This is a genomic window from Shewanella saliphila, assembly GCF_014648295.1.
In the GTDB taxonomy this organism is placed as follows: Bacteria; Pseudomonadota; Gammaproteobacteria; order Enterobacterales; family Shewanellaceae; genus Shewanella; species Shewanella saliphila.
The window spans coordinates 65,100-85,993 of the sequence record NZ_BMQV01000004.1; the positions used below are offsets into that span (position 1 = coordinate 65,100).

The 20,894-nt window shown below is 42.2% G+C and carries 15 protein-coding genes; 3 read left to right on the plus strand and 12 right to left on the minus strand.

The genetic code is table 11. The features are described from left to right. Positions 1 to 120: 120 nt before the first annotated feature. Together IEY48_RS03495 and ubiU are read right to left on the minus strand one after the other, a co-directional pair. Positions 121 to 1,056 (minus strand): U32 family peptidase, encoded by a 936-nt coding sequence (locus IEY48_RS03495; protein ID WP_188917311.1) that lies wholly within the window; start codon positions 1,054 to 1,056, stop codon positions 121 to 123. 8 nt (positions 1,057 to 1,064) lie between these two features. After that, positions 1,065 to 2,066 (minus strand): ubiquinone anaerobic biosynthesis protein UbiU, encoded by a 1,002-nt coding sequence (gene ubiU, locus IEY48_RS03500; protein WP_188917313.1) that lies wholly within the window; start codon positions 2,064 to 2,066, stop codon positions 1,065 to 1,067. Positions 2,067 to 2,206: 140 nt separating this feature from the next. On the opposite strand from ubiU, the gene ubiT reads away from it, so the two are divergent. Further along, on the plus strand, positions 2,207 to 2,713 hold the full coding sequence (gene ubiT / locus IEY48_RS03505; RefSeq protein WP_188917315.1) for a ubiquinone anaerobic biosynthesis accessory factor UbiT: 507 nt from the start codon (positions 2,207 to 2,209) through the stop codon (positions 2,711 to 2,713). Positions 2,714 to 2,773: 60 nt separating this feature from the next. Here the strand turns inward: ubiT and IEY48_RS03510 are convergent, their stop codons facing one another. Together IEY48_RS03510 and trhP are read right to left on the minus strand one after the other, a co-directional pair. Beyond that, a complete protein-coding gene (locus tag IEY48_RS03510) occupies positions 2,774 to 3,022 on the minus strand; it encodes a YfhL family 4Fe-4S dicluster ferredoxin (RefSeq protein ID WP_188917317.1) in 249 nt (82 codons plus the stop codon). Positions 3,023 to 3,028: 6 nt separating this feature from the next. Next, on the minus strand, positions 3,029 to 4,393 hold the full coding sequence (trhP, locus tag IEY48_RS03515) for a prephenate-dependent tRNA uridine(34) hydroxylase TrhP (protein ID WP_188917319.1): 1,365 nt from the start codon (positions 4,391 to 4,393) through the stop codon (positions 3,029 to 3,031). Positions 4,394 to 4,642: 249 nt separating this feature from the next. Between trhP and IEY48_RS03520 the strand changes: the two genes are divergently transcribed. Next, the gene (locus IEY48_RS03520; RefSeq protein WP_188917321.1) at positions 4,643 to 5,485 is read left to right on the plus strand and encodes an HDOD domain-containing protein; all 843 of its coding nucleotides are present in this window, start codon (positions 4,643 to 4,645) and stop codon (positions 5,483 to 5,485) included. A gap of 150 nt (positions 5,486 to 5,635) precedes the next feature. Continuing rightward, the gene (locus tag IEY48_RS03525; RefSeq protein WP_188917323.1) at positions 5,636 to 7,117 is read left to right on the plus strand and encodes a putative bifunctional diguanylate cyclase/phosphodiesterase; all 1,482 of its coding nucleotides are present in this window, start codon (positions 5,636 to 5,638) and stop codon (positions 7,115 to 7,117) included. Positions 7,118 to 7,172: 55 nt separating this feature from the next. On the opposite strand, the gene IEY48_RS03530 is transcribed toward IEY48_RS03525, so the two are convergent. From IEY48_RS03530 to ettA, 8 genes are all read right to left on the minus strand, one after another. After that, positions 7,173 to 7,613: a thioesterase family protein gene (locus tag IEY48_RS03530; RefSeq protein WP_283106150.1), complete on the minus strand. Its 441-nt coding sequence runs from the start codon at positions 7,611 to 7,613 to the stop codon at positions 7,173 to 7,175. 23 nt (positions 7,614 to 7,636) lie between these two features. Next, positions 7,637 to 8,449, minus strand: coding sequence for a substrate-binding periplasmic protein (locus tag IEY48_RS03535; RefSeq protein ID WP_188917325.1), 813 nt, complete (start codon positions 8,447 to 8,449; stop codon positions 7,637 to 7,639). A 97-nt stretch (positions 8,450 to 8,546) separates the two neighbouring features. Further along, positions 8,547 to 12,395 (minus strand): EAL domain-containing protein, encoded by a 3,849-nt coding sequence (locus IEY48_RS03540; protein WP_188917327.1) that lies wholly within the window; start codon positions 12,393 to 12,395, stop codon positions 8,547 to 8,549. A gap of 120 nt (positions 12,396 to 12,515) precedes the next feature. Beyond that, the gene (locus tag IEY48_RS03545) at positions 12,516 to 12,989 is read right to left on the minus strand and encodes a LabA-like NYN domain-containing protein (protein ID WP_188917329.1); all 474 of its coding nucleotides are present in this window, start codon (positions 12,987 to 12,989) and stop codon (positions 12,516 to 12,518) included. Positions 12,990 to 13,006: 17 nt separating this feature from the next. Continuing rightward, on the minus strand, positions 13,007 to 16,111 hold the full coding sequence (locus tag IEY48_RS03550) for a multidrug efflux RND transporter permease subunit (RefSeq protein WP_188917331.1): 3,105 nt from the start codon (positions 16,109 to 16,111) through the stop codon (positions 13,007 to 13,009). After that, a complete protein-coding gene (locus IEY48_RS03555; RefSeq protein WP_188917333.1) occupies positions 16,111 to 17,214 on the minus strand; it encodes an efflux RND transporter periplasmic adaptor subunit in 1,104 nt (367 codons plus the stop codon). Before IEY48_RS03555 ends, IEY48_RS03550 begins: the two co-directional genes overlap by 1 nt. A 204-nt stretch (positions 17,215 to 17,418) precedes the next feature. Further along, positions 17,419 to 18,654, minus strand: a complete 1,236-nt coding sequence (locus IEY48_RS03560; RefSeq protein WP_188917335.1) for a hypothetical protein — start codon at positions 18,652 to 18,654, stop codon at positions 17,419 to 17,421. 321 nt (positions 18,655 to 18,975) lie between these two features. Then, positions 18,976 to 20,643, minus strand: coding sequence for an energy-dependent translational throttle protein EttA (ettA, locus tag IEY48_RS03565; protein WP_188917337.1), 1,668 nt, complete (start codon positions 20,641 to 20,643; stop codon positions 18,976 to 18,978). Positions 20,644 to 20,894 lie beyond the last annotated feature (251 nt).

The window sequence follows — 20,894 nt, forward strand, 5'->3', positions numbered from 1 at the left end:
TACACTGTCAGCCTAGTTGCATTGTTTGGTCAGTTTTGCGCGCGATAACAACGTCGTCGCGCGGCTGGTTATTAGATTGTTGTTGAGCCCAAAGTTATTTGTATCAGTGTTGTTGAGCAATCAAGGTGCTAATTGCGCTGATTCAGTGTACTGCATGCCGGGTTGTCCTAACCAATAACCATTACAATGATGCTGATCGCTGGCAGGTGTAAACGGTTGAAGCTTCGTCGGCAATTCGCCCGCTTGGTTAACATCACTTGCGGTTAAGTTCGCTAATAATGCAGCAAGCTCATGGCCTAAATTCACATCTGCAAGTTTGCTGGGTGAAATTCGCCAATAATCCACGCCCATAGTGATCATCTCAGGGATTTGGTTAATTAAATTAACTTGTGCCGCAGATTGGGTTTGAATGCCATTTAATCTTAATAACGGTTGTGATTCCTGGGTTTGGGCCAGTAAACCTTTACTGTGACGCTGGCAAATTGTTTGACACTTATCTTTGGGTAGTTGGTAGTGTTTTGCGGTAAAGCAACGAGCTGAATGCGCTAATGGCATATACCCGTGGCCCAATACTTCAATTTCGAATGACGGTTTTTGATCGGTATTGATGACCGCTTGTAGCCAATCTTTTGATAGCTCGCAAGGCATGACAAAGCGGTACATGCCTTTTTGATGCAATAAGTCCAAACTGGCTCGATTGTAATTATTTATGGTGGGTCCACAAACAAAAGGCACTTTGGCTTGATGGGCGTAAAACACCGCTGCCATATCGTTAGCTTCAATGCTAAAGTCGCCGTTATCAATCGCGCGTTTTAATTCATTAAGTTCCGATTGAGCTTCAATCAAGGCCATTGTCGATAAAACAACGTGCTTACCGTGAGCCTTTAACATATTGGCGAGGTCTAAATAGTCGCTGAACTTAAGCTCTCGGCGACGGCCACACACGGTTTCCCCAAGGTAAACTGTGTCGATATTGCTGTTGGCCACCTGTTGGTAAAATTGTTCAACATCAGCTTTAGACCAGCAATAGCTGATGGGGGCGAGTGAGATTTTCATAGTAACCCTTATTGCCATTGGCGCTCGTAAGCACCTAATGTGGTGATTTGTCCTTCAGACACTTTGGCTAAAGCCTGTGACCATTGTGGTTGCTCGGCAAATGAATCTGGTGCGGCAAGGTAAGTGTCTATCGCTTTGCGCCATACTTGAGTCACTTGAGTGACATAAGCTGGACTGCGTTGGCGACCTTCAATTTTGAGTGATGCCACACCTGCTTTGGCCAAATCAGGTAGCAGGCTTAAGGTATTTAAGCTGGTGGGAGATTCTAATAAATATTTGGCGTCTTGCTCGTGCTCTGCCACATAACGACCTTTACAGACCACTGGATAACCTAATTGTTGGCTGGCGTCCGCTTTATCAATCAACACATCATTTAAGCGAGTGAGTTTGTCTGCGCCGCTATCTTGCCAACGCACGTGGTTGGCCGGCGAGCATGAACCGCCAGTATTAGGTGATTGTCCTGTAACATAAGATGATAAATGGCAGCGACCTTCAGCCATAATACACAAACTGCCAAAGGCAAATACTTCTAAATCTACTGGGCTGACTTTGGCTAAATCTCTGACTTGCTTGATTGACAGCACTCGAGGCAGTACAGCACGCTCTATATTAAATGCTTCTTTATAAAACGACAGTGCCCCTAAGTTGGTCGCACTGGCCTGCACTGATAAATGTAATGGTAAATGCGGATAATGCTGGTGGGCATAACTTAATAATGATAAATCGGCCACGATAAGTGCATCCATACCTAATTGTGCCGCAATATCGACAGCCTGATACCAGCGATGTTCTTGTCCTGGTTTTGGGAAGGTATTTAGGGTTAAAAACACTTTACGCCCTTGGCTGTGAGCGAGTTTAGTTGCTTGGGTGAGTTGTGTTACTGAAAAGTTTAACCCGGCAAATGACCTGGCATTCGTGTCATCTTTTAGCCCCAAATAGACTGCATCGGCGCCAGCATTTAAGGCAGCTTTTAAAGAGGTGAGGTTGCCAGCTGGGCATAAGAGTTCCATGTCACTGTTCTCATTTTTTTTAAAGAACAGGAGTGTAAATGTGATTGAGTTAACATGAATTGATTTAAAACAGGTTTCGTTGCATAAATTGCCAGTAAACTCACTTGATTAAATGCTCTGTTTGCAAGTAGGAACCCTTCATGGCTCAAGTATTACAACAACGTATGTCTGAACATATTTTACAGTTTGCACCTCAATTTAGTCGCCGTTCATTAGCGATAATGCCTGAAAAGCTTAAAATAACCCTGATTAATCAATTATTAAATTTAGTGTTGGCAGAGCAAATCAATGCGGGCGAATTAGCTTTTTTAGCTGATAAATGGGTAGGGATTTGCGTTGATGATATTGATTTACAATTTCAAGTGAGTGTTGATACCAAGCTACGCGTTATGCCGATGACTAAACCGAATGTGATTTTTAGCGCCAATGTGCCTGAACTCTTGTTAGTGGCGGCAGCTAAAGAAGATCCAGATACGTTGTTTTTTCAACGTAAGCTGCGTATTGAAGGTGATACCGAATTAGGCCTTGAAGTGAAAAACATGCTGTTATCAATTGAGCTTGATGCGCTGCCAAAGCCGGTTAGGGTTAGCGTGGATAAGCTCGCGAGTATGTTACAAGCTTTGACTCAAGGTTCAGACACTAAATAATGAGCAATCGTGCGAATAAAAACGGCGCTTTAAGCGCCGTTTTTAATTAGATTCATTCAGTTATCGCCCTGTAATTATGGCGTATTTAACTAATAATTCATCATGTGATTCAATATGCTGCGGGTCAGGGTCAATACAGTCAATTGGACAAACCGACACGCAGGTGGGTTTGTCATAATGGCCTACACATTCTGTGCATAGTGCCGGATCGATTTCGTAAATCTCGTCACCCATGGTGATGGCCTCATTAGGGCACTCGGGCTCGCACATATCGCAGTTGATACAACTGTCATCGATGATTAATGCCATAAATTATTAACCTGGTTGATGAGGGTTTCGTGTATCCACTCCCTCGGGTAAATTGCGCATTAGCATGGCTCGTTCAACATTGATATTTTGCGGAATATCCATAAACACAAAATGACCAGAACCTAAAGCCGCGTCTATCTGTTCACCTTTGCGATTGACTAATGATGCAATAGAGATAACAAAATTGCCTTCGGTTGTCATCACTTCAACACTATCACCCACAGAGAATTTATTTTTAACGTCAATCTCGGCTCGCCCTTCAGCGTTGCGTTTACCGGTAAACTCACCCACAAATTGTTGATTGTTACTTACAGAGTGACCATATTCGTAATTTTGATATTCGTCATGCACATGACGACGCAAAAAGCCTTCGGTATAGCCACGATGAGCTAAACCTTCAAGGTTATTCATTAAGGTGCGGTCAAAGTCTTTACCTGCAACAGCATCTTCAATGGCTTGACGATAAAGCTGAGCGGTACGAGCGACATAATAAAAAGACTTGGTACGCCCTTCAATTTTTAATGAATCAACACCCATACGGGTTAAACGGTCGACATGTTGAATCGCCCGTAAATCTTTTGAATTCATAATATAAGTGCCGTGCTCATCTTCAAATGCTGGCATGTATTCGCCAGGACGGCCAGCTTCTTGTAATAATACAATCTCGCTACTAGGCTTGCCTGCCCCTAATGTTGGTGTCTCAATTTGCACTTCTGGGGGAAGGGCAATAACGTCACCGGTTTCGGTTTGCTGTGCTTGGTGCACATCATACTTCCAACGACAGGCATTAGTGCAAGTGCCTTGGTTAGGGTCACGTTTATTAATGTATCCCGATAATAAGCAGCGGCCAGAATACGCCATGCAAAGTGCACCGTGAACAAACACTTCAAGTTCAATGTCTGGACAACGTTGGCGGATTTCTTCAATTTCATCTAATGATAATTCACGCGATAAAATGACGCGTTTAATCCCTTGTTGTTGCCAAAACTTTACCGACGCCCAGTTAATGGCATTGGCCTGTACAGACAAATGCACCACTTGTTCAGGAAACGCCTCTCGTACCATCATAATTAACCCAGGGTCAGACATAATGACCGCGTCGGGCTTCATGGCAATCACGGGTTCCATATCTTTAATATAGGTTTTCAGTTTGGCATTATGCGGCGCAATATTACTGACAACATACAGTTTTTTGCCTAAAGCATGGGCTTCTTCTATCCCTGTGGCGAGGTTTTCCATTTTAAAATCATTATTTCTCACCCGTAAGCTGTAGCGAGGTTGGCCGGCATAAACAGCATCGGCACCATAAGCAAAGGCATAACGCATATTTTTAAGCGTGCCAGCAGGCGATAATAATTCAGGTTTAAACATAGTTTTCTCGGCCTAGAACAAGGTTGACATCTTCAGGGGGCGCAAGCTTACTTAAGGACATTAGTGAGAACAAATATAGCCGCAGGATTTGTGAGATGGGTTGTACTTTTGATGGCCGATTAAGGTTCAATGCGCTGCAATCATTAAAAATGCACAATTAATTGAGCTTGCTGTTTTTGAGTCATCGCAAACTGAATGTGTTTGGGTATATAATCTTGGTACTTGTGAATTTTATTTTATGGAGAGCGCATGTCTACCGAACATCAACTCTTGGTTGGATTATTAAAAAAGCTTAAAGACGATGCGTTGGTGTTACCAACCTTGCCAGAAGTGGCCATGCGAGTTCAAGAGGTGGTGGCGCGTAAAGATTCAAGTCTCAAGCAGGTTGGTGATGTTATCGGCCAGGATGCGGCAATTTCAGCACGAATCATTAAAGTGGCTAACAGCGCATTATACTCTCGCGGCAATAAAGCCGAGAGCATTAGTGCCGCCGTTAACCGCATTGGTTTAGTGCAAATTAAATCTATTACTACCTCAGTGGCCATGGAGCAGTTGTTTATTTCGACCAACGAAATGGTTTGGGAAGTGATGGATGAAGTATGGAAAACATCAATTGAAGTGACGGCTTCTTCCTGTGCGATGCTAGAAATATACAACAAGCGCAATCCGACAAAACGCCTCGATCGTGACACCTTAACGCTGGCCGGATTAGTGCATAATATTGGTGCGCTCCCTGTGCTAACCGAAGCGGAGATCCACCCTGAGCTTTGCAGTAAAATTGAACAGTTACGCAGTCTTGTGCGCAAAATGCAAGGGCCAATCGGCCGCGCTGTATTAAAAACATGGGACTTTGCCCCAGAGGTGATGGAAGTGGTTGAACGTTGGGCTGACTTGCATTACATGCCTGAAAAAGTCACTTATTTAGACTTTATTCGCTCGGCGGCGTTTTATACTGGTGAATTACGAGCAGGTGAAGAGTTAGATGAACGTTTAGGGGTATTTGCTCAACGCGGGTTACCTGTCACGCCAGAAGACTTAGCCAGTGATGAGTTCATTGATATGTATCATTCTATTAAGCAAAGCTACGAGTAACGGTGCTTGGCGTGGTGTATGCGTGGGGTGCTATTGGCTTGCCGTCAATAGCACTTTAGTCGATAAATGATAATAGCTTCTAGGTTGATGATAAATGATGGTATATCCTGAAGATGACTAATAGAACACTTTATTAATGATGATATGTTAATGGACAATTTGCTGCTCATTTTGTTGTGCTTGACCGGAGTAATAGCCGCTATTATTGGGGTTATGCATTTACGTCAACATCGCGCCCTGCAGCAATTGACCCATGCTCTGCAATTACAAATGCTCAACCAAGATTCATTTACCTTTGATACATCATCTTCCTCGTTAAAACCCCTGACTTCTGTCCTTAATCAGATATACCAATCTAGCCTGTTTAGCACCGAACGAGATAAGTTAACCGGATTAACTAATCGGGTCGGCTTTAAGCGTAAAATGCTCGCTAAAATGCCTGTGTCAGAGGGCATGCTAGTGCTGGTGGACATTAAGCAATTTCGATTTGTGAATGACTTATTTGGTTTTATATTTGGCGACAAACTCCTTAAAGCGTTTGCTAAACGCATCGAAAACGTAACCCATAAACCACAATTTATTGCCAGAATGAATGGCAATGAGTTTCTATTGTTTTTCCCTAATGAGTTAACCTTAACTGAACTGTTAGCCATTAAAAACGATTTGCAACAGCCTTTTGAAATAGAACAACAACCCATCAGTATCAAAATACAGTTGGGGATATTATCACTTAGTGCGCACCATGCTGACGTGAGTTTGATGTTAAGGCGCCTCGATTTGGCACTGAAAAAAGCCAAGCAATTAAAACAGCCTATTGCTTTTTATGATCAAGATGACGACAAAGCTCAATACCGTGAATTATTGATTATTAATGGGCTCCCTAACGGCTTAAAACACAATCAATTGTATATGGTATTCCAACCAAAACTTGATATTGAAAGTGGTCAGTGCCAACAAGTAGAAGCGTTAATTCGCTGGCACCACGAAGGGCTAGGGGCTATTTCACCCAATGAGTTTATTCCACTGGCTGAGCAAACAGGCATGATTGATTTATTAAGTGCCTGGGTATTAGACGCCGTTGTCGCCCAACAAGCTAAATGGCGAGAGAAGGGGATTTACGTCAAGGTGGCGTTAAACTTGTCATCAACCGACCTCGATAATCCTAACTTAGCCAATGATGTTGCCAGTAAGCTTGCTAAATACTTGGTACCTGCTGAATGTATCATGATTGAAATTACCGAAAGTGCGTTAATGGTGTCGCTAGAACAAACCATAGTGACATTAAATCAGCTGCGCGACATAGGGGTTAAAATTGCCATTGATGACTTTGGTACCGGCCATTCATCGTTAGCTTACTTACGCTTTTTACCGGTTGATGAAGTTAAAATCGACAAAGCTTTTTTAGATGAGTTTGAAACAACCCACGCCGCCAAACAAATTGTTAAAACCAGTATTGAGCTAGCTAAAAGCTTAGGTTTTGAAGTGACGGTAGAAGGGGTAGAGTCTAAGTCGGTGTTAGACACGTTACGCACCTATGGCGTTGATACGATTCAAGGTGACTATTTTGCCAAGCCTGCCACCGCACAAGAGTTTGAACACATCTACCCGCAGCTTAATCATCTATCTGCCTAATCATTTAGCCTTTAAGCTATTTGGCCGGATGACTAAAATGTTGCCGCGGTAAATTCTATTCCATTCCCACTGATAACTGAGTGATTAACGCTGGTGGCATTGCAGCTAACTGACGCTTTTGGTTCATGCATACCATCTCAATCGTGGCCGTGACAGCCGCTTTAGTGGCGTTAGGTCGCCAAATGGACTGTTTCCACACGGTACGGTATTTACTTTCGAAGTAAAATTGCGTGCGCACATCAATGATATCTGCAAATTCAACCCCGTCATGACACACCATGTCGGTACGATACACCGCAAAGCCTAATTGTTGCTGTTGCCATATCTGATGCAATATTTCTGCGCCAATAACATGCTCTCGCGCGCGCTCAAAATATTTTAAAAAATTGGGGTGATACACCACACCAGAAAAGTCAGTATCTTCATAATAAATTTGTACACTAAAGTGATGTTCAGGGCTGTAATGAGGTATGGCTGGTAACGTGTTAGAACTCATTGTGGGTTAACCTTGGTAAATAATTAATCTAGCGGAACCAATAACTGCTGATAGTGGCCTTGTTGCTTTAATGTTTGTAACCCTTTGTCGAGTAGCTTACTCCATTGCTCCGCTTGTGGATCTTGCTTTGAAAATGCGACAAATATTTCACTGGTGTGGTTATTGAATTCGGCATTAATGTCGTTGCCTACACCCATTTGTTCAATATACACATCAGCTACCATGTCAAACATGATGGCGCTGTCAATACGGCCAACCAGTAATAAATTAATCAATTGGCGTTGGCTGTTAACGTGAACAATGTGTAACTGGCGCTTTTCAATCAGTTGAATAAAATCATCACCGTATTCATAGCCATCAATAACCCCAATCACACTGCCTATGGGTAAGTGCCATTTATCATTGACGCTGGCGGGGTGCGATTTAGCAAAGAAAAAAGAGGCATTGACGGTAAATAAGGGCTCCAGACCAAATACAAAGCGTTTAAGTGTGCTTTGTTCTTTAGTGACATTAAAGACGCCATTAACAGAGCCGCGATCGGTCATCACCAATCCGCGAGTATAAGGTACTACGATCGTTGAAACAGCCACATCAACTTGTTTAAAGGCTTGGTGAATTAAATGATGGGAAATACCGCGGCCAAATTCATCGGCAAAAGGAGGCCAGCCGTCTTCTGCGGCTAAGGTGACTTTGAGTTGTTCAGAATAGGCCATAGTGGGCAGCGTCAACATGCAACAAAGCATCACAGTGGCCGCTATTTTTTTTGGCAGTTTGTGAGAGAAGTTGTACGCTGAAAATAGAGCCAATAGGACGTTTTTAAAAGCGGTGACCAGCATATATTCCTTTATTGAATAATCCATTTGTTTCACTGAGATCATAGCATTATTATTGAGAAAGGGATATTTCAATGCTATCGACAAACCCCCGCCAGGCTTAACCCGTTGGGTTTGCTAGTTCTAACTGATCGTTCATAATATAACTTTGTTTGAGTAAGCTTTGTGTCGCCAGCGCATTAAGCGCAGGGCTGAATAAAAAACCTTGCACAATTTTACATTGGTAATGCCTAAGCTTAACCAATTGAGCGTGTGTTTCTACCCCTTCGGCAATGACATCTAACTGCAACTCGTTACCTAATTTAATAATATTTTTCAGTACAATATTACTGGTTTCTATCGGCAACATAGAGTGAATAAAGGCTTTATCTATTTTTAAGGTATCGATAGGAAACTGAGTTAAATAGTTTAATGAAGAGTAGCCTTTACCAAAGTCATCAAGTGCGATGCGTACTTTAAGCTGCTTCAATTGGAATAGCACAGCCTTTGCTGCTTTGATATCGGTAATTAATAATGACTCTGTGATTTCAAGCTCTAACATGTGAGCAGGAAATTGACTTTGCTGTAATATCAGCGCGATGTCTTCAACGATAGTAGGCTGTGATAATTGCAGTGGCGATATATTGACCGAAATATTGCCCTGAAGAATACCTTGCTGGTGCCATTGATACCCTTGATGACAAGCTTGGGTCAGTACCCATAATCCGATATCGATAATTAATCCGCTGTCTTCTGCCTGGTCAATAAAGCGCGTAGGAGAAACCAAACCATCGGTAGGATGTTGCCAACGAATAAGGGCTTCGAGTCCCAATATACTTTGAGTGTGGACACAGCATTTTGGCTGGTAATGCACCACTAACTGGTTTTCTGGAAGGGCATTGTTAAGCTGGTTTTTAATTAATACTCGCTCCAATAGCGCCGTAGACAGTTTTTCGTTGAAAAAATAACTGCCATTACGACCATTTTGTTTAGCAGCATACATAGCCGTATCGGCATGCTTTAATAATGTTTTTGCGTCTTTACCGTCATTTGGATAACAGGCAACACCAATACTGGCAGAACTGTTTAACCAAAACTCATTGATTTGATAACCCGCGTTTAGTGAGCTTCGGATCCGTTCGATAATATTGACTAAATCTTGGTTAAGTCTATTTTCATCTGGTTCATATTGAATAATTAACGCAAACTCATCGCCACCTAAGCGGGCTAGTACATCTTGATGCTTTAAGCAGTGTTGTAAGCGTTTAGCCACTTGGATAATGAGTTCATCACCAATGTCGTGCCCCATAGAATCATTGACTTCTTTAAAATGATCTAAATCGATAAACACGACCGCTGCGGTTTGGTTGGGGGTGCTGATTAACCTTGATAACTGCTGATTAAAATAAAAGCGATTAGCTAATCCGGTTAAGCTGTCGTAATTGGCGCGGTTACTGAGTTCTTTAATTTGTTTAAATCGAGACAGCACAAATAACATCAACATTAAACAAACGGTAATGGCTAAGGCTATTAACGCATAAAACCACCAGGCTTGATTGATACTAAAAGCAAACTCTGCTTGTTGTGGGCTCCAGATCCCATCGCTATTCGTGCTTTGTACTTTAAAGGTGTAGTCACCGGCGGGGAGGTTAGTGTACATCGCATTGTGTTGTTGGGTGGTAATCCAGTCGTCATCAAAGCCTTCCAGCATAAAGCGATATTGATTGCGCTCTGGTGCGGTGAAATCTAATGACGCAAATGAAAACTGAATCATATTGTTATCATAATCAACTGTAACAGCATCAACGTTGTTATTGTTGTTGATATTGACATAAGATTTATTGGCGATATTGGCCGCGGTAATATGCACTGGCGGAATAAAATGATTTTGACTAATCGCGGTAATATCAATCTGAATGACACCTTTATTAGAACCTATCACAAGTTGATTGCCAATCAGGTCTATCGCCGCTTCGTTAAAAATTAAATTACTATGATTAATCGCACTTGGGTAATGGGTGATGGTGCCTGTGCGGCTTGCATACTGCGTTAACATTTGGCGGCTGGTAATCCATAAATTACCTTGTTCATCTCCGGTAACGGCCTTCAGGCGATTATCCGTTAGGCCGTCTTTGCGGGTAATATATTCAATATTGTATGGAGTTTCATCTTTTTTTGTTGGGGTGATTTTTGCTAAACTAAGCCCTTGAGTCGTGGCCCAAATAACACCTTGTTCGTCTTGGTAAATACCACTTATTCGAATATTTTCGCGGTCATTGCCTAGGCTTAAATGTGTGGTTTTGTCGCTATTTGAGTCGATAATAAAAATGCCATTAGTGGTGGCAAGCCATAATTCTCCAGTATCAATAATAATCGCATCAAAGGTGAAATTACCGCCAGAGGTGTAGAGGTTTTCATTATCATTAAAATAATGTTTTAGTATGCCTTCTGATGGACTAAATAACATTACCCCAGCATTTAAATAACCGGTTATCCAAACGTTGCCTTTATTGTCTGGGGTGACTGTGTAAAAGTCGGTTTGAGGAAAACCATGTGGGTTACCAGGGGCATTACTATAGTGAGTAACGTGTAGGCTTTTAGCATCGAAATAACTTAATCCTTTATCATGTGAAGCCCAAACGTTATTCGCTGCGTCAACTTGTACATTCCAAATACTGCTTGTTAATGTATTATCGGACTCGTTGGTCAAAGGGGATAATGTGGCTGTTTTTTTCTCTAAGTCGATAGTATCTAAGCCATTATTGGATGCCACCCAAACATGATGCTGTTTGTTGACTGAAAGAGCAAAGACATTTTCTCCTGATAGCTCAGAGTCATTTGCTAGCGGTTTATACATACGACTGGCTTGTTTTAAAGGGCTGTAATACCCCACACCTTGAGTTGACGCAAACCACACGAGACCAGATGAATCAATAAACACATCATCAATAAAGTCGCTTGGCAGAGAGTGCTCATTAAATGCTTGAGATGTAATCCAATCAAATTGACCTGAAGCTATCGAAAGCACCCCGACACCTTTATTGGTGCTTACCCAGATGGTTTGTGGATTTTCAATGGCAATATTAGTGACATAATTACTGATTATGTCACCTTGTTGTGGGTGAGCTTGAGCATAGTAGTGCTGGTAGCTATTATTGTTAGGGTTAAAACGGATTAAGCCATAATTTTGTGTACCAAACCAAATTAAGCCATTGTCGGCCACTTCACTGCTGAGTATGTAGTCGTTAAATAACGTCTTGGCAGTAATAGGCGTAGATGCTTGATTACTGTTATTGTCGGCCATATTAGGCTCAAATAAGTGCAATGCTTGAGTGTTTGGTTCTAACACGGCTAAGCCGAAATCAGTGCCTACCCATAACCGCTGTTGTTGGTCAGCGACAATACTATAAATTGAGGTTTCTACGGCAGTCTTTTGTTGGTTGAGATATAAGGGGATCGAAATGAATTGAGCCGAACTGGCCGATTTAAATTGTAACCCGCTGCCGGTACCCACCCATAAATTATTACTTGAGTCTTGGTAGAGTTTCGTTATCCAATTGGTATTTTGAGCAAATGGTTCAAGGTTTAACGGGTAAATGCTTAATTGATCATCGAGGGTTAATCGATTTAAACCATCCTCGGTAGCAAACCAAATATTTCCTTGGCTATCTTCTATGACATCGGTAACAAAGTTATTGGAAATATGTCTTTTAGAACCAGGTGAAAATTGAAAGTGAATAAACGCTTGGCCATCATATCGGCTTACTCCTGAATCAGTCGCAAACCATAAAAAACCATTTTTTTGCTGGTAGATTTTATTGATTAGCGTTGATGGTAAACCATCAGCGATATTTAAGCGTTCAATTTGATATTGATTAGCAGCGACACTGAATACAATGGAAAGTGAGATTATAATTCCGCTAACTGTTCCACATAGGTAACGTATTAAATTGTGAAAAGAGAAAACCATTAAATACCTTATCTTCAGTAACGATGAGTTGTTAAATTAATTCACTTACTCATACAATATGAAATATTGTAAAAAAACTGTCGATAAGTTGTATATCAAATAAGCCTTAGGCGCAAATCATTACAGCAATAATGTGTTGTCTATAGGTGTAAATTGTTGGCATTGATCGCTGAGTGATTTGGCAGTTAGCTGCTCGACACTGATCACGTGGGTATAGCATTGGCTGCTTTGGTTGATTTTTTTCAACAATAAATCAAAGTCACCGTCGCCAGACAGCAATATCACTTCATCAACCGTTGGGGCTATATCGAGCATGTCGATAGTAATACCCACATCCCAATCGCCTTTGGCTGAACCATCACTTCGTTGAATATAAGGCTTGGTCTTTACCGTAAACCCAATATGTTTTAGTGCATCTTGAAACTTTATTTGTCCGTCATCGGCTGGGGCTATCGCATAAGCGATAGCATGACTAATGTGACCGCGCTTTGTTAACTGTTGATACAGTGCGCGGTAATTAAATGAGCGGCCAAAGCCTTGTTTACAGGTGTAATAAATATTTTGTACGTCTACAAATACGGCAATGTTAGTCATTATCACACCTGTGTTAATTAAGGTTGTTGTGCCGTTTGTGCGGCAATGGCGTCATTCAATTGGGCTTCAACATACCCGGGTGAGTGCGTTGAAACTGAGATTAAGCGGTACATTGCTGGGATCACCAATAAGGTCACAAAAGTAGCAAATGCCATGCCGGAGAATATCACAGTTCCGACTGCAATACGGCTTTCGCTGCCAGCACCTGTTGACATAATCAACGGAATTGCGCCAATTAAGGTAGTAAAGGCGGTCATTAAAATGGGGCGTAAGCGACGTGCAGATGCATCAATAATGGCGGTGTTGAGCGCGAAGCCGCGATCGCGCAACTGATTGGCAAATTCAACAATTAAAATGCCGTTTTTAGTCACCATGCCGATTAACATGATCATACCAATTTGACTGTAAATGTTCATACCTTGATTGGTGAGCGCTAGGCCAATAAAGCCACCAAAAATCCCCATCGGTACTGTAAACATCACCACGGCGGGGTTAATAAAGCTTTCAAATTGGGCCGCTAATACCAAGTAAGCAATTAATAAGGCAAGGGCAAATACTACCAATACCCCGCTTTGATTTTCTTTAAAGTCCTTTGACTCGCCAGTATAAGCAATTGAAATATCGGTAGGTAATATTTCAATTGCGCGTTGCTCTAAATAGTCTAGGGCTTCACCAAGTGTGTAGCCATCACCTAAGTTTGCTTTGATGGTTATCGACTTTTGTTTATTGGTATGGCTTAAGCGTTGTGGTGAGGCAATTTCTTCTACATGGGTCACCGTGTCTAGGGTGATGAGCTCGCCCCTTGCGCTTCTAAAGTAAATTTTACTGAGGTCGCTAACACTATTAAAACTGTTTTCGTCGCCGCGAAGGTACACATCGTATTCTTCACCTCGTTCCACAAAGGTGGTTTCGCTGAGACCACCTAGCATTATTTCAAGGGTGGTTGATATTTCAGAGACGCTGATGCCTAATTCGGCGGCGCGCTGTTTATCCACTGTAACCACAAGCTCGGGCGTGGTTTCAGCATAATCTAAATCGGCACCTTCTAGCATGGGGCTGGCATCGGCTTCTTGCTGTAAAATTTGCGCCCATTTAAACAGTTCAGTGTAGTCAGAGCCGCCAAGCACAAATTCAACGGGTTCACTCGATCTGCCTCTAAACCCTGGCAACATTGGGCGTACCATTACATCAGGAATATCTTTTAAGGTTTGGCTAATTAACCCTAATGCTTGTTTAGCATCGATGTTGCGTTCGGCCCAATCTTCTAGCTGAATAATCGCAAAGCCAGTTTGATCGCCTGCGCGACCACCAAAGGCGGGAGCTTCTACGCTAAATGATTTCACAACGCCCTGACCCAATAATGGTAATAAGCGGCTTTCTACAATGTCCATGTTGGCAACCATACGGTTATAACTGGTGCCTTCAGCGCCTTTGATAAAGGCAAAAAGTACCCCTCGGTCTTCTTGCGGTGAAAGTTGCGATGGCACTTGTTGCATTAAAAAGTAACTGCCGGCAATACACGATAAAATAACGACAGGCGCCGCGACACGCCATGCTAGCGCCAAACTAACCATACGACGATAATTGTGTTCTAACCGAGAAAATCCCCGGTCGACCCATTGATTAAAGCGGTTTTTATTCACATTGGCTTTGAGTAATTTGCTGCCCATCACTGGCGTGAGTGTCAGCGCAATAAGTGATGAAAATATCACTGACATGGCTAACATTACTGAAAACTCAGTAAATAATAGGCCAACCATGCCATCCATAAATGAAATAGGTAAAAAGACCATCACCAGTACTAGCGTGGTTGAAATGACCGCAAAGCCCACTTCTCGTGTTCCTTTGTAAGCGGCCAATATGGGTTGCTCGCCTTTTTCGATATGATGGAAAATATTCTCAACCACCACAATTGCATCGTCGACCACTAAACCAATGGCCAAAATTAATGCCATAAGTGTTAATAAGTTAATGGTGTAGCCTAGGCTGTAAGCTGCCATAAAGGCTGCAATTAAAGACACCGGAACGGTAACTGCAGGGATTAACGTAGCCCTCACTTGTCCGATAAAGATATACAGCACCAACACAACCAGCACCCCAGTAATCAGCAGCGTGTTGTATACCTCGCTGATTGAGCGGTCGATAAATACGTTGGCATCGTAGTCGACCACTAAATGGGTTCCTGTGGGTAAGAAGCCTTGTACCTTGTCGACCTCTTGCTGCACCCGTCTTGAAATCTCTAAAGGATTAGCGTCTGACTGCGGCACAATGCCTAAGCTGAGGTTTACGATACCGTTACTTTTAAAGGTGGAGTCTTCGTTTTTGGCACCAATGAATACATTGGCGACATCTTTAAGGTATATCGCAGTACCATCTGATGCGGTGTGTACCACAAGGTATTCAAAATCTTCAGGGCTAAAATATAAACGTTTGGTGCGCACTGACATGACCGTGGTGTCGTTACGTACCTCACCGCCTGGTGTTTCAAGGTTTTCGGTATTAAGGGCATTGATAATATCGCTGGTGGTTACATTTCTGCCTGCCATCAGTTGTGGCTTTAATTGCACATACATTACCTTGTACAAACCGCCTGAAATATTGACTGAACTGACACCGGTGATCAGGCTGAATCTGTCTTCTAAAACACGCTGGGCGTAGTCAGTCAATTGAGTACGGTCCATGGTTTCAGAGCTTAAATTAACATAAATCGACGGTTCTCCAGTGCCGTTATCTTTAGACACAATGGGATCGTCGGCTTCATCAGGTAAGCGGCGTTGCGCTTTGGCCACGGCATCACGAACGTCACTGACACCTTCGGTTAAATTCCAACCGAGTTCAAACTCAATCGAAATACGCGACATACCATTACGTGTGGTTGAGGTGATTTCATCAATGCCACTGATCCCGGTGAGTTCATCCTCGAGCGTTTTGGTGATTTTACTTTCCATAATGGTGGCCGAAGCGCCACTGTATGTTGTCATTACGGTAACAACAGGGTTTTGCACATCTGGCATTTCACGTACGGCCAGTTTAGAGAATGACACTATACCAAATACGCAAAGGAGCAAGCTGAGTACAATAGCGACAATAGGGCGCTTAACTGCAGTATCACTTAGCCACATTATTTATGCTCCTGAGCTGACAATACTTGCGTGTTGTTTTGTGCCGTTTTTATCGATTTACTCAGGTCATTCACTTTAATCCCGTCGCGCATATTCACGAGTCCTTGCACTACGATGTTGTCGCCAATATTGACGCCAGACTCAATCAATACCTCATCTTTGATCCTTGCGCCTAATACGACTTCTTTACGCTGGGCGACATTGTCTTGGTTTATAACGTAAACGAATCGTTTAGTGCCCGAATATTCAAGCGCTTGTACTGGAACGATAGGAGCTGAAACACTCGGAAATGTTAACGTTGCAGACATCATCATGCCGGGTTTTAGTTGGCCATTTTTATTATCGAACTGGCTACGAATGTTGAGGTTAAGGGTTTGCGTGTTTACTCTTGGATCAATTGCAATGATGTTGCCGGTAAAGGTGGTGTCTGCCCATGCTCTGCTACTGGCATTAACCGGCATACCTGTGCTCAAAAGTGACAAGTATTGTTCTGGCACTTGTAAATCTAATTGCAGTATTGATAAATCATCTAACGACAGTAACTCTTCATTCATACTGACCATTTTGCCTCGGCTAAAATTGACTAAGCCGGTATTGCCGCTAAAAGGGGCGGTTACTGTGTGATAGGCTAAATCGGTTTGTGCTGATTGCAGGCGGGCGAGGGCAATGTCGACACTGGCTTTTTGGGCTTCAATTTCGGTTTGGGTAATGGCGTTAACGTTGATAAGTTTTAAAAACTCGTTGAGTTTACGGACTTCATCTTTGTGGTAAGCCTGCGCCTCTAATACATTGGCTTTCGCTTTGCTGTTATCAAGAGTGAGTAGGGTTTGCCCTTTGCTCACATGTTGATTTGAGCTCACTTTAATGGAATCAATTTTTCCACCAACTTGCGGTGCAATCATCACTGAATCGGTGGCGACAAGTTTACCAATAAGTGTGACTGACTGTGATAACTCATGTTGTTCAACATTTGCTGTCATAACGGGGATGATTTTTTCAACCCGTTGAGGCTTTGACGCAGCAAAAACATTGGTACTTAATACGCTGCTGGTGACGATCACAAAGGCTGCTGAAAACGTATTTAAGCCGAGTTTCTTAATCATGTTGGGAATTCTCTATAAACAATGCGCAGGACACGCAAATTGTGAATTAGCATATGGCCATATTGTAATTATGTTTTGTAAAATTTATCGTAAAGTAATGTAAAGCTTTTGGTTTTGTTTGTAACAAGGCACTTAGTTTTATTTAGTGCAACAAAAAAGCCATATCGAATGATATGGCTTTAAGGTTTAGCAAAGTGTTAAGGCTTACTTTTCGATAGGCTCGTTGGTAAACTCAATATTTTGCTTTTTAGTGGCAGGTGAAACACCCATAAAGTATTCGTAGCCTTTGTCTGAAGAGGTCTTTTTAGCGTCTTCATCACTGAGCTTAATACTGGTTTGGTCAGAAAACAGCGTGTACTTCGCTTTAGGTTTGTCTGCTGGTTTTGGTGTTGCTTTTGCCGTTGGCTTAAGGATCCCTTTTGGAAGCTCTGCCACGACTGATGGCGTTTGGCTACTTGGCGCTGTTGCTGTTTTAACATTGCTGAACTTGTAGTTAAATACGCCGTTACCTTCAATGTTTTCAACACTGGATTGGTCTTGGTCTTGGTAAGAGGCCAAAATGCCATGCTTGCCTAATGGAATTTCGTGGAACAGCTTTTTACCGGTACCGACTTTTACGCCGTTAACAAACCAATCTGCTGGCACGTTACTGACTAATGTCACCATGGCCGATTTTAAGCCTAGTTGTTCATTAAGCATTTCATCGATTTTGTTGTTATAAGATGGCTTGAACTTCATGGCCACTTTATATTGTAAACCGCCTTTCATGTTCATGTTGGCGTCGATGACTTCGTAAGAAAGCAGCACACTTTTATCATTTAAAAAGGGTGATTCATTACGGGTACTGCTTAAAATACTGCTTTTTGACTCTTTTAAACAATCAGCAATAGTTTGGTATTTAGAACACTCAGTCGAACCATTGATATTAATTGGTAGAGTGCTGCTTGATTTTGATAGGTCAGCAATTAAGCGGTTAGTAATATCAGTTTTAAGCTTAAATAACTGCTGGCTTTTAGTCGCACGTTGTTTATTGATGGATTCGTATTCTGACAGGATTTGCTCTTTTTCATCTTCAAGGCGTTTACTGTCTTGTTCTGCTTTTAGGGTTAACTCATCAACCAAAGTGACAGATTCTTCAATTTGCTTGTAAGTGTTTGGCAAGGTTATCTTTGTGCGGATAGCCTCTGGTAACCCTTCGATTAATTCATCATAACGTTGCTGTTCTGATGCGATGGTTTTTTTAAGACCTTCAACGTCGTAGGCTTTCTTGTTAAGTTGAGAGAATTTGTCATTCACATTGATCAGCAGACTGTCGATATCATACTCGGTTTCGATTTGGTTAAGCGTCTGTTTTTCTGATTTGGTGATGACTTCGAGTGCCGCAAATGAATTACTTGCGTATAAGCACAATAAAGCAAGGCTAATTGAACCGTATCTCACTGATCTCTCCATTATATTTCTCTACAAGCTGGAACCATCGACACTCTGTAATGCGCTGAGTGTAATCAGCAAAGAGCAAAATAATCCGTTAATATTTTATAATACTTAAGTTATTTTGCCTTTACAAACAGATTGTGGTGCTTAGCTCACAATAAATTGACAAAATTTTGACACATGCAGATATAGCTACGAGTTTATATTGAAAATTTACAAATATAAACGGAAATAAACCGGTATAAAACAAAACAGAGACCGAAGTCTCTGTTTTACACACAATTGTTACTTATAAAGAATCAAGCGTTGTTTATAAAGAAACAAACGTTACTTGTTAATACGTTTATATTTTAACCGATGCGGTTCAACGACATCGGTGCCCATTGTATTTTTAAGCCAGCTTGAATATTCAGTGTAGTTGCCTTCATAGAAGTTCACTTGGCCTTCATCACGGTAGTCTAAAATATGAGTCGCGATACGGTCGAGGAACCAACGGTCATGGGAAATAACCATGGCGCATCCAGGAAATTCAAGTAACGCTTCTTCTAATGCTCGTAACGTTTCAACATCTAAGTCGTTGGTTGGCTCATCGAGTAATAATACGTTACCGCCAGCTTGTAAGAGTTTAGCTAAGTGAACACGGTTTCGCTCACCACCGGATAATGTACCAATGATTTTTTGCTGATCGCCACCACGGAAGTTAAAGCGGCCTACATAAGCGCGACTTGGGACTTCGGTATTGTTGATGCGCATGATATCAAGGCCACCTGAGATTTCTTGCCAGACGGTATTTTTATCATTCATAGAGTCACGGAACTGCTCAACCGATGCAATTTGCACTGAGTCGCCAACAGAAATACTGCCGCTGTCTGGCTGCTCTGCACCTGAAATCATTTTAAATAATGTTGATTTACCTGCGCCGTTAGCACCGATAATGCCGACAATCGCACCTTTAGGTACGGTAAAACTAAGGTTATCGATTAATACTCGGTCACCGTAAGACTTAGTGAGATTATTAACTTCGATAACCTTGTCACCTAAACGAGGTCCTGGTGGAATAAACAACTCGTTAGTTTCGTTCCGCTTTTGATAGTCATTGGTGTTCAACTCTTCAAAACGCGCCATACGGGCTTTGCCTTTTGATTGACGGCCTTTAGCACCCTGGCGAACCCATTCTAATTCTTTAGCAATGGTTTTCTGGCGCGCGCTTTCTGTAGATGATTCTTGCTGTAAACGTGCATCTTTTTGCTCGAGCCAAGACGAGTAGTTACCTTCCCACGGAATACCTTCACCGCGGTCAAGCTCTAAAATCCAACCGGCTGCGTTATCTAAGAAGTAACGGTCATGGGTAATGGCCACGACGGTACCGTTATACTCTTGTAAAAAATGCTCTAACCACGCCACTGACTCAGCGTCTAAGTGGTTGGTTGGTTCATCAAGTAACAGCATTTCTGGTTTTTCAAGAAGCAGACGACAAATTGCGACACGGCGACGTTCACCACCCGATAGCACTTCAATTTTGGCATCCCACTCAGGTAAACGCAGCGCATTGGCGGCACGTTCTAGAATATGTTCAAGGTTATGCGCATCTTGCGATTGAATAATCGCTTCTAATTCACCTTGTTCTTTTGCCAGCGCATCAAAGTCAGCGTCTGGTTCTGCATAGGCGGCATATACTTCATCTAAACGGGTTAAGGCATTTTTGGCTTCGCTTACCGCTTCTTCGATGGCTTCGCGCACAGTTTGTTGTTCATTTAAGCGCGGCTCTTGCGGTAAATAACCAATTTTAAGCCCCGGCATTGGGCGAGCTTCACCTTCAATTTCGGTGTCAAGACCAGCCATAATACGCAATAAGGTTGATTTACCTGAGCCATTTAAGCCAAGTACACCAATTTTTGCGCCAGGGAAAAAGCTTAACGAAATGTCTTTTAAAATTTGCTTTTTAGGTGGAACAATCTTGCCCACACGAAGCATGCTATATACAAATTGAGCCATGTTTATTCAGTCTAATTGTCAACAATGATGCAGATAATTCTACTGTATTCTTTGCGTAACTCAACTGTCGTTTGCAGGTTTTCTGTTGTGGCTTTATTTATGCGTACAGGGCCAAGGAGGTTGGTAGTGTATTAGCTCTTCAACATGAATCGTTTTGTATTGAGAACACAGTGAATTTCATGTTGTTTATACTGTGAATAATTATCGTTGCAGAGTAGAATACCGCGCAACCTTACTATATAGATAATGAT

Excerpts from the sequence above, each read along its gene's own strand:
- IEY48_RS03495 (WP_188917311.1), bottom strand. The coding sequence starts at position 1,056 with ATGAAAATCTCACTCGCCCCCATCAGCTATTGCTGGTCTAAAGCTGAT.
- ubiU (WP_188917313.1), bottom strand. The coding sequence starts at position 2,066 with ATGGAACTCTTATGCCCAGCTGGCAACCTCACCTCTTTAAAAGCTGCC.
- ubiT (WP_188917315.1), top strand. The coding sequence starts at position 2,207 with ATGGCTCAAGTATTACAACAACGTATGTCTGAACATATTTTACAGTTT.
- IEY48_RS03510 (WP_188917317.1), bottom strand. The coding sequence starts at position 3,022 with ATGGCATTAATCATCGATGACAGTTGTATCAACTGCGATATGTGCGAG.
- trhP (WP_188917319.1), bottom strand. The coding sequence starts at position 4,393 with ATGTTTAAACCTGAATTATTATCGCCTGCTGGCACGCTTAAAAATATG.
- IEY48_RS03520 (WP_188917321.1), top strand. The coding sequence starts at position 4,643 with ATGTCTACCGAACATCAACTCTTGGTTGGATTATTAAAAAAGCTTAAA.
- IEY48_RS03525 (WP_188917323.1), top strand. The coding sequence starts at position 5,636 with ATGGACAATTTGCTGCTCATTTTGTTGTGCTTGACCGGAGTAATAGCC.
- IEY48_RS03530 (WP_283106150.1), bottom strand. The coding sequence starts at position 7,613 with ATGAGTTCTAACACGTTACCAGCCATACCTCATTACAGCCCTGAACAT.
- IEY48_RS03535 (WP_188917325.1), bottom strand. The coding sequence starts at position 8,449 with ATGCTGGTCACCGCTTTTAAAAACGTCCTATTGGCTCTATTTTCAGCG.
- IEY48_RS03540 (WP_188917327.1), bottom strand. The coding sequence starts at position 12,395 with ATGGTTTTCTCTTTTCACAATTTAATACGTTACCTATGTGGAACAGTT.
- IEY48_RS03545 (WP_188917329.1), bottom strand. The coding sequence starts at position 12,989 with ATGACTAACATTGCCGTATTTGTAGACGTACAAAATATTTATTACACC.
- IEY48_RS03550 (WP_188917331.1), bottom strand. The coding sequence starts at position 16,111 with ATGTGGCTAAGTGATACTGCAGTTAAGCGCCCTATTGTCGCTATTGTA.
- IEY48_RS03555 (WP_188917333.1), bottom strand. The coding sequence starts at position 17,214 with ATGATTAAGAAACTCGGCTTAAATACGTTTTCAGCAGCCTTTGTGATC.
- ettA (WP_188917337.1), bottom strand. The coding sequence starts at position 20,643 with ATGGCTCAATTTGTATATAGCATGCTTCGTGTGGGCAAGATTGTTCCA.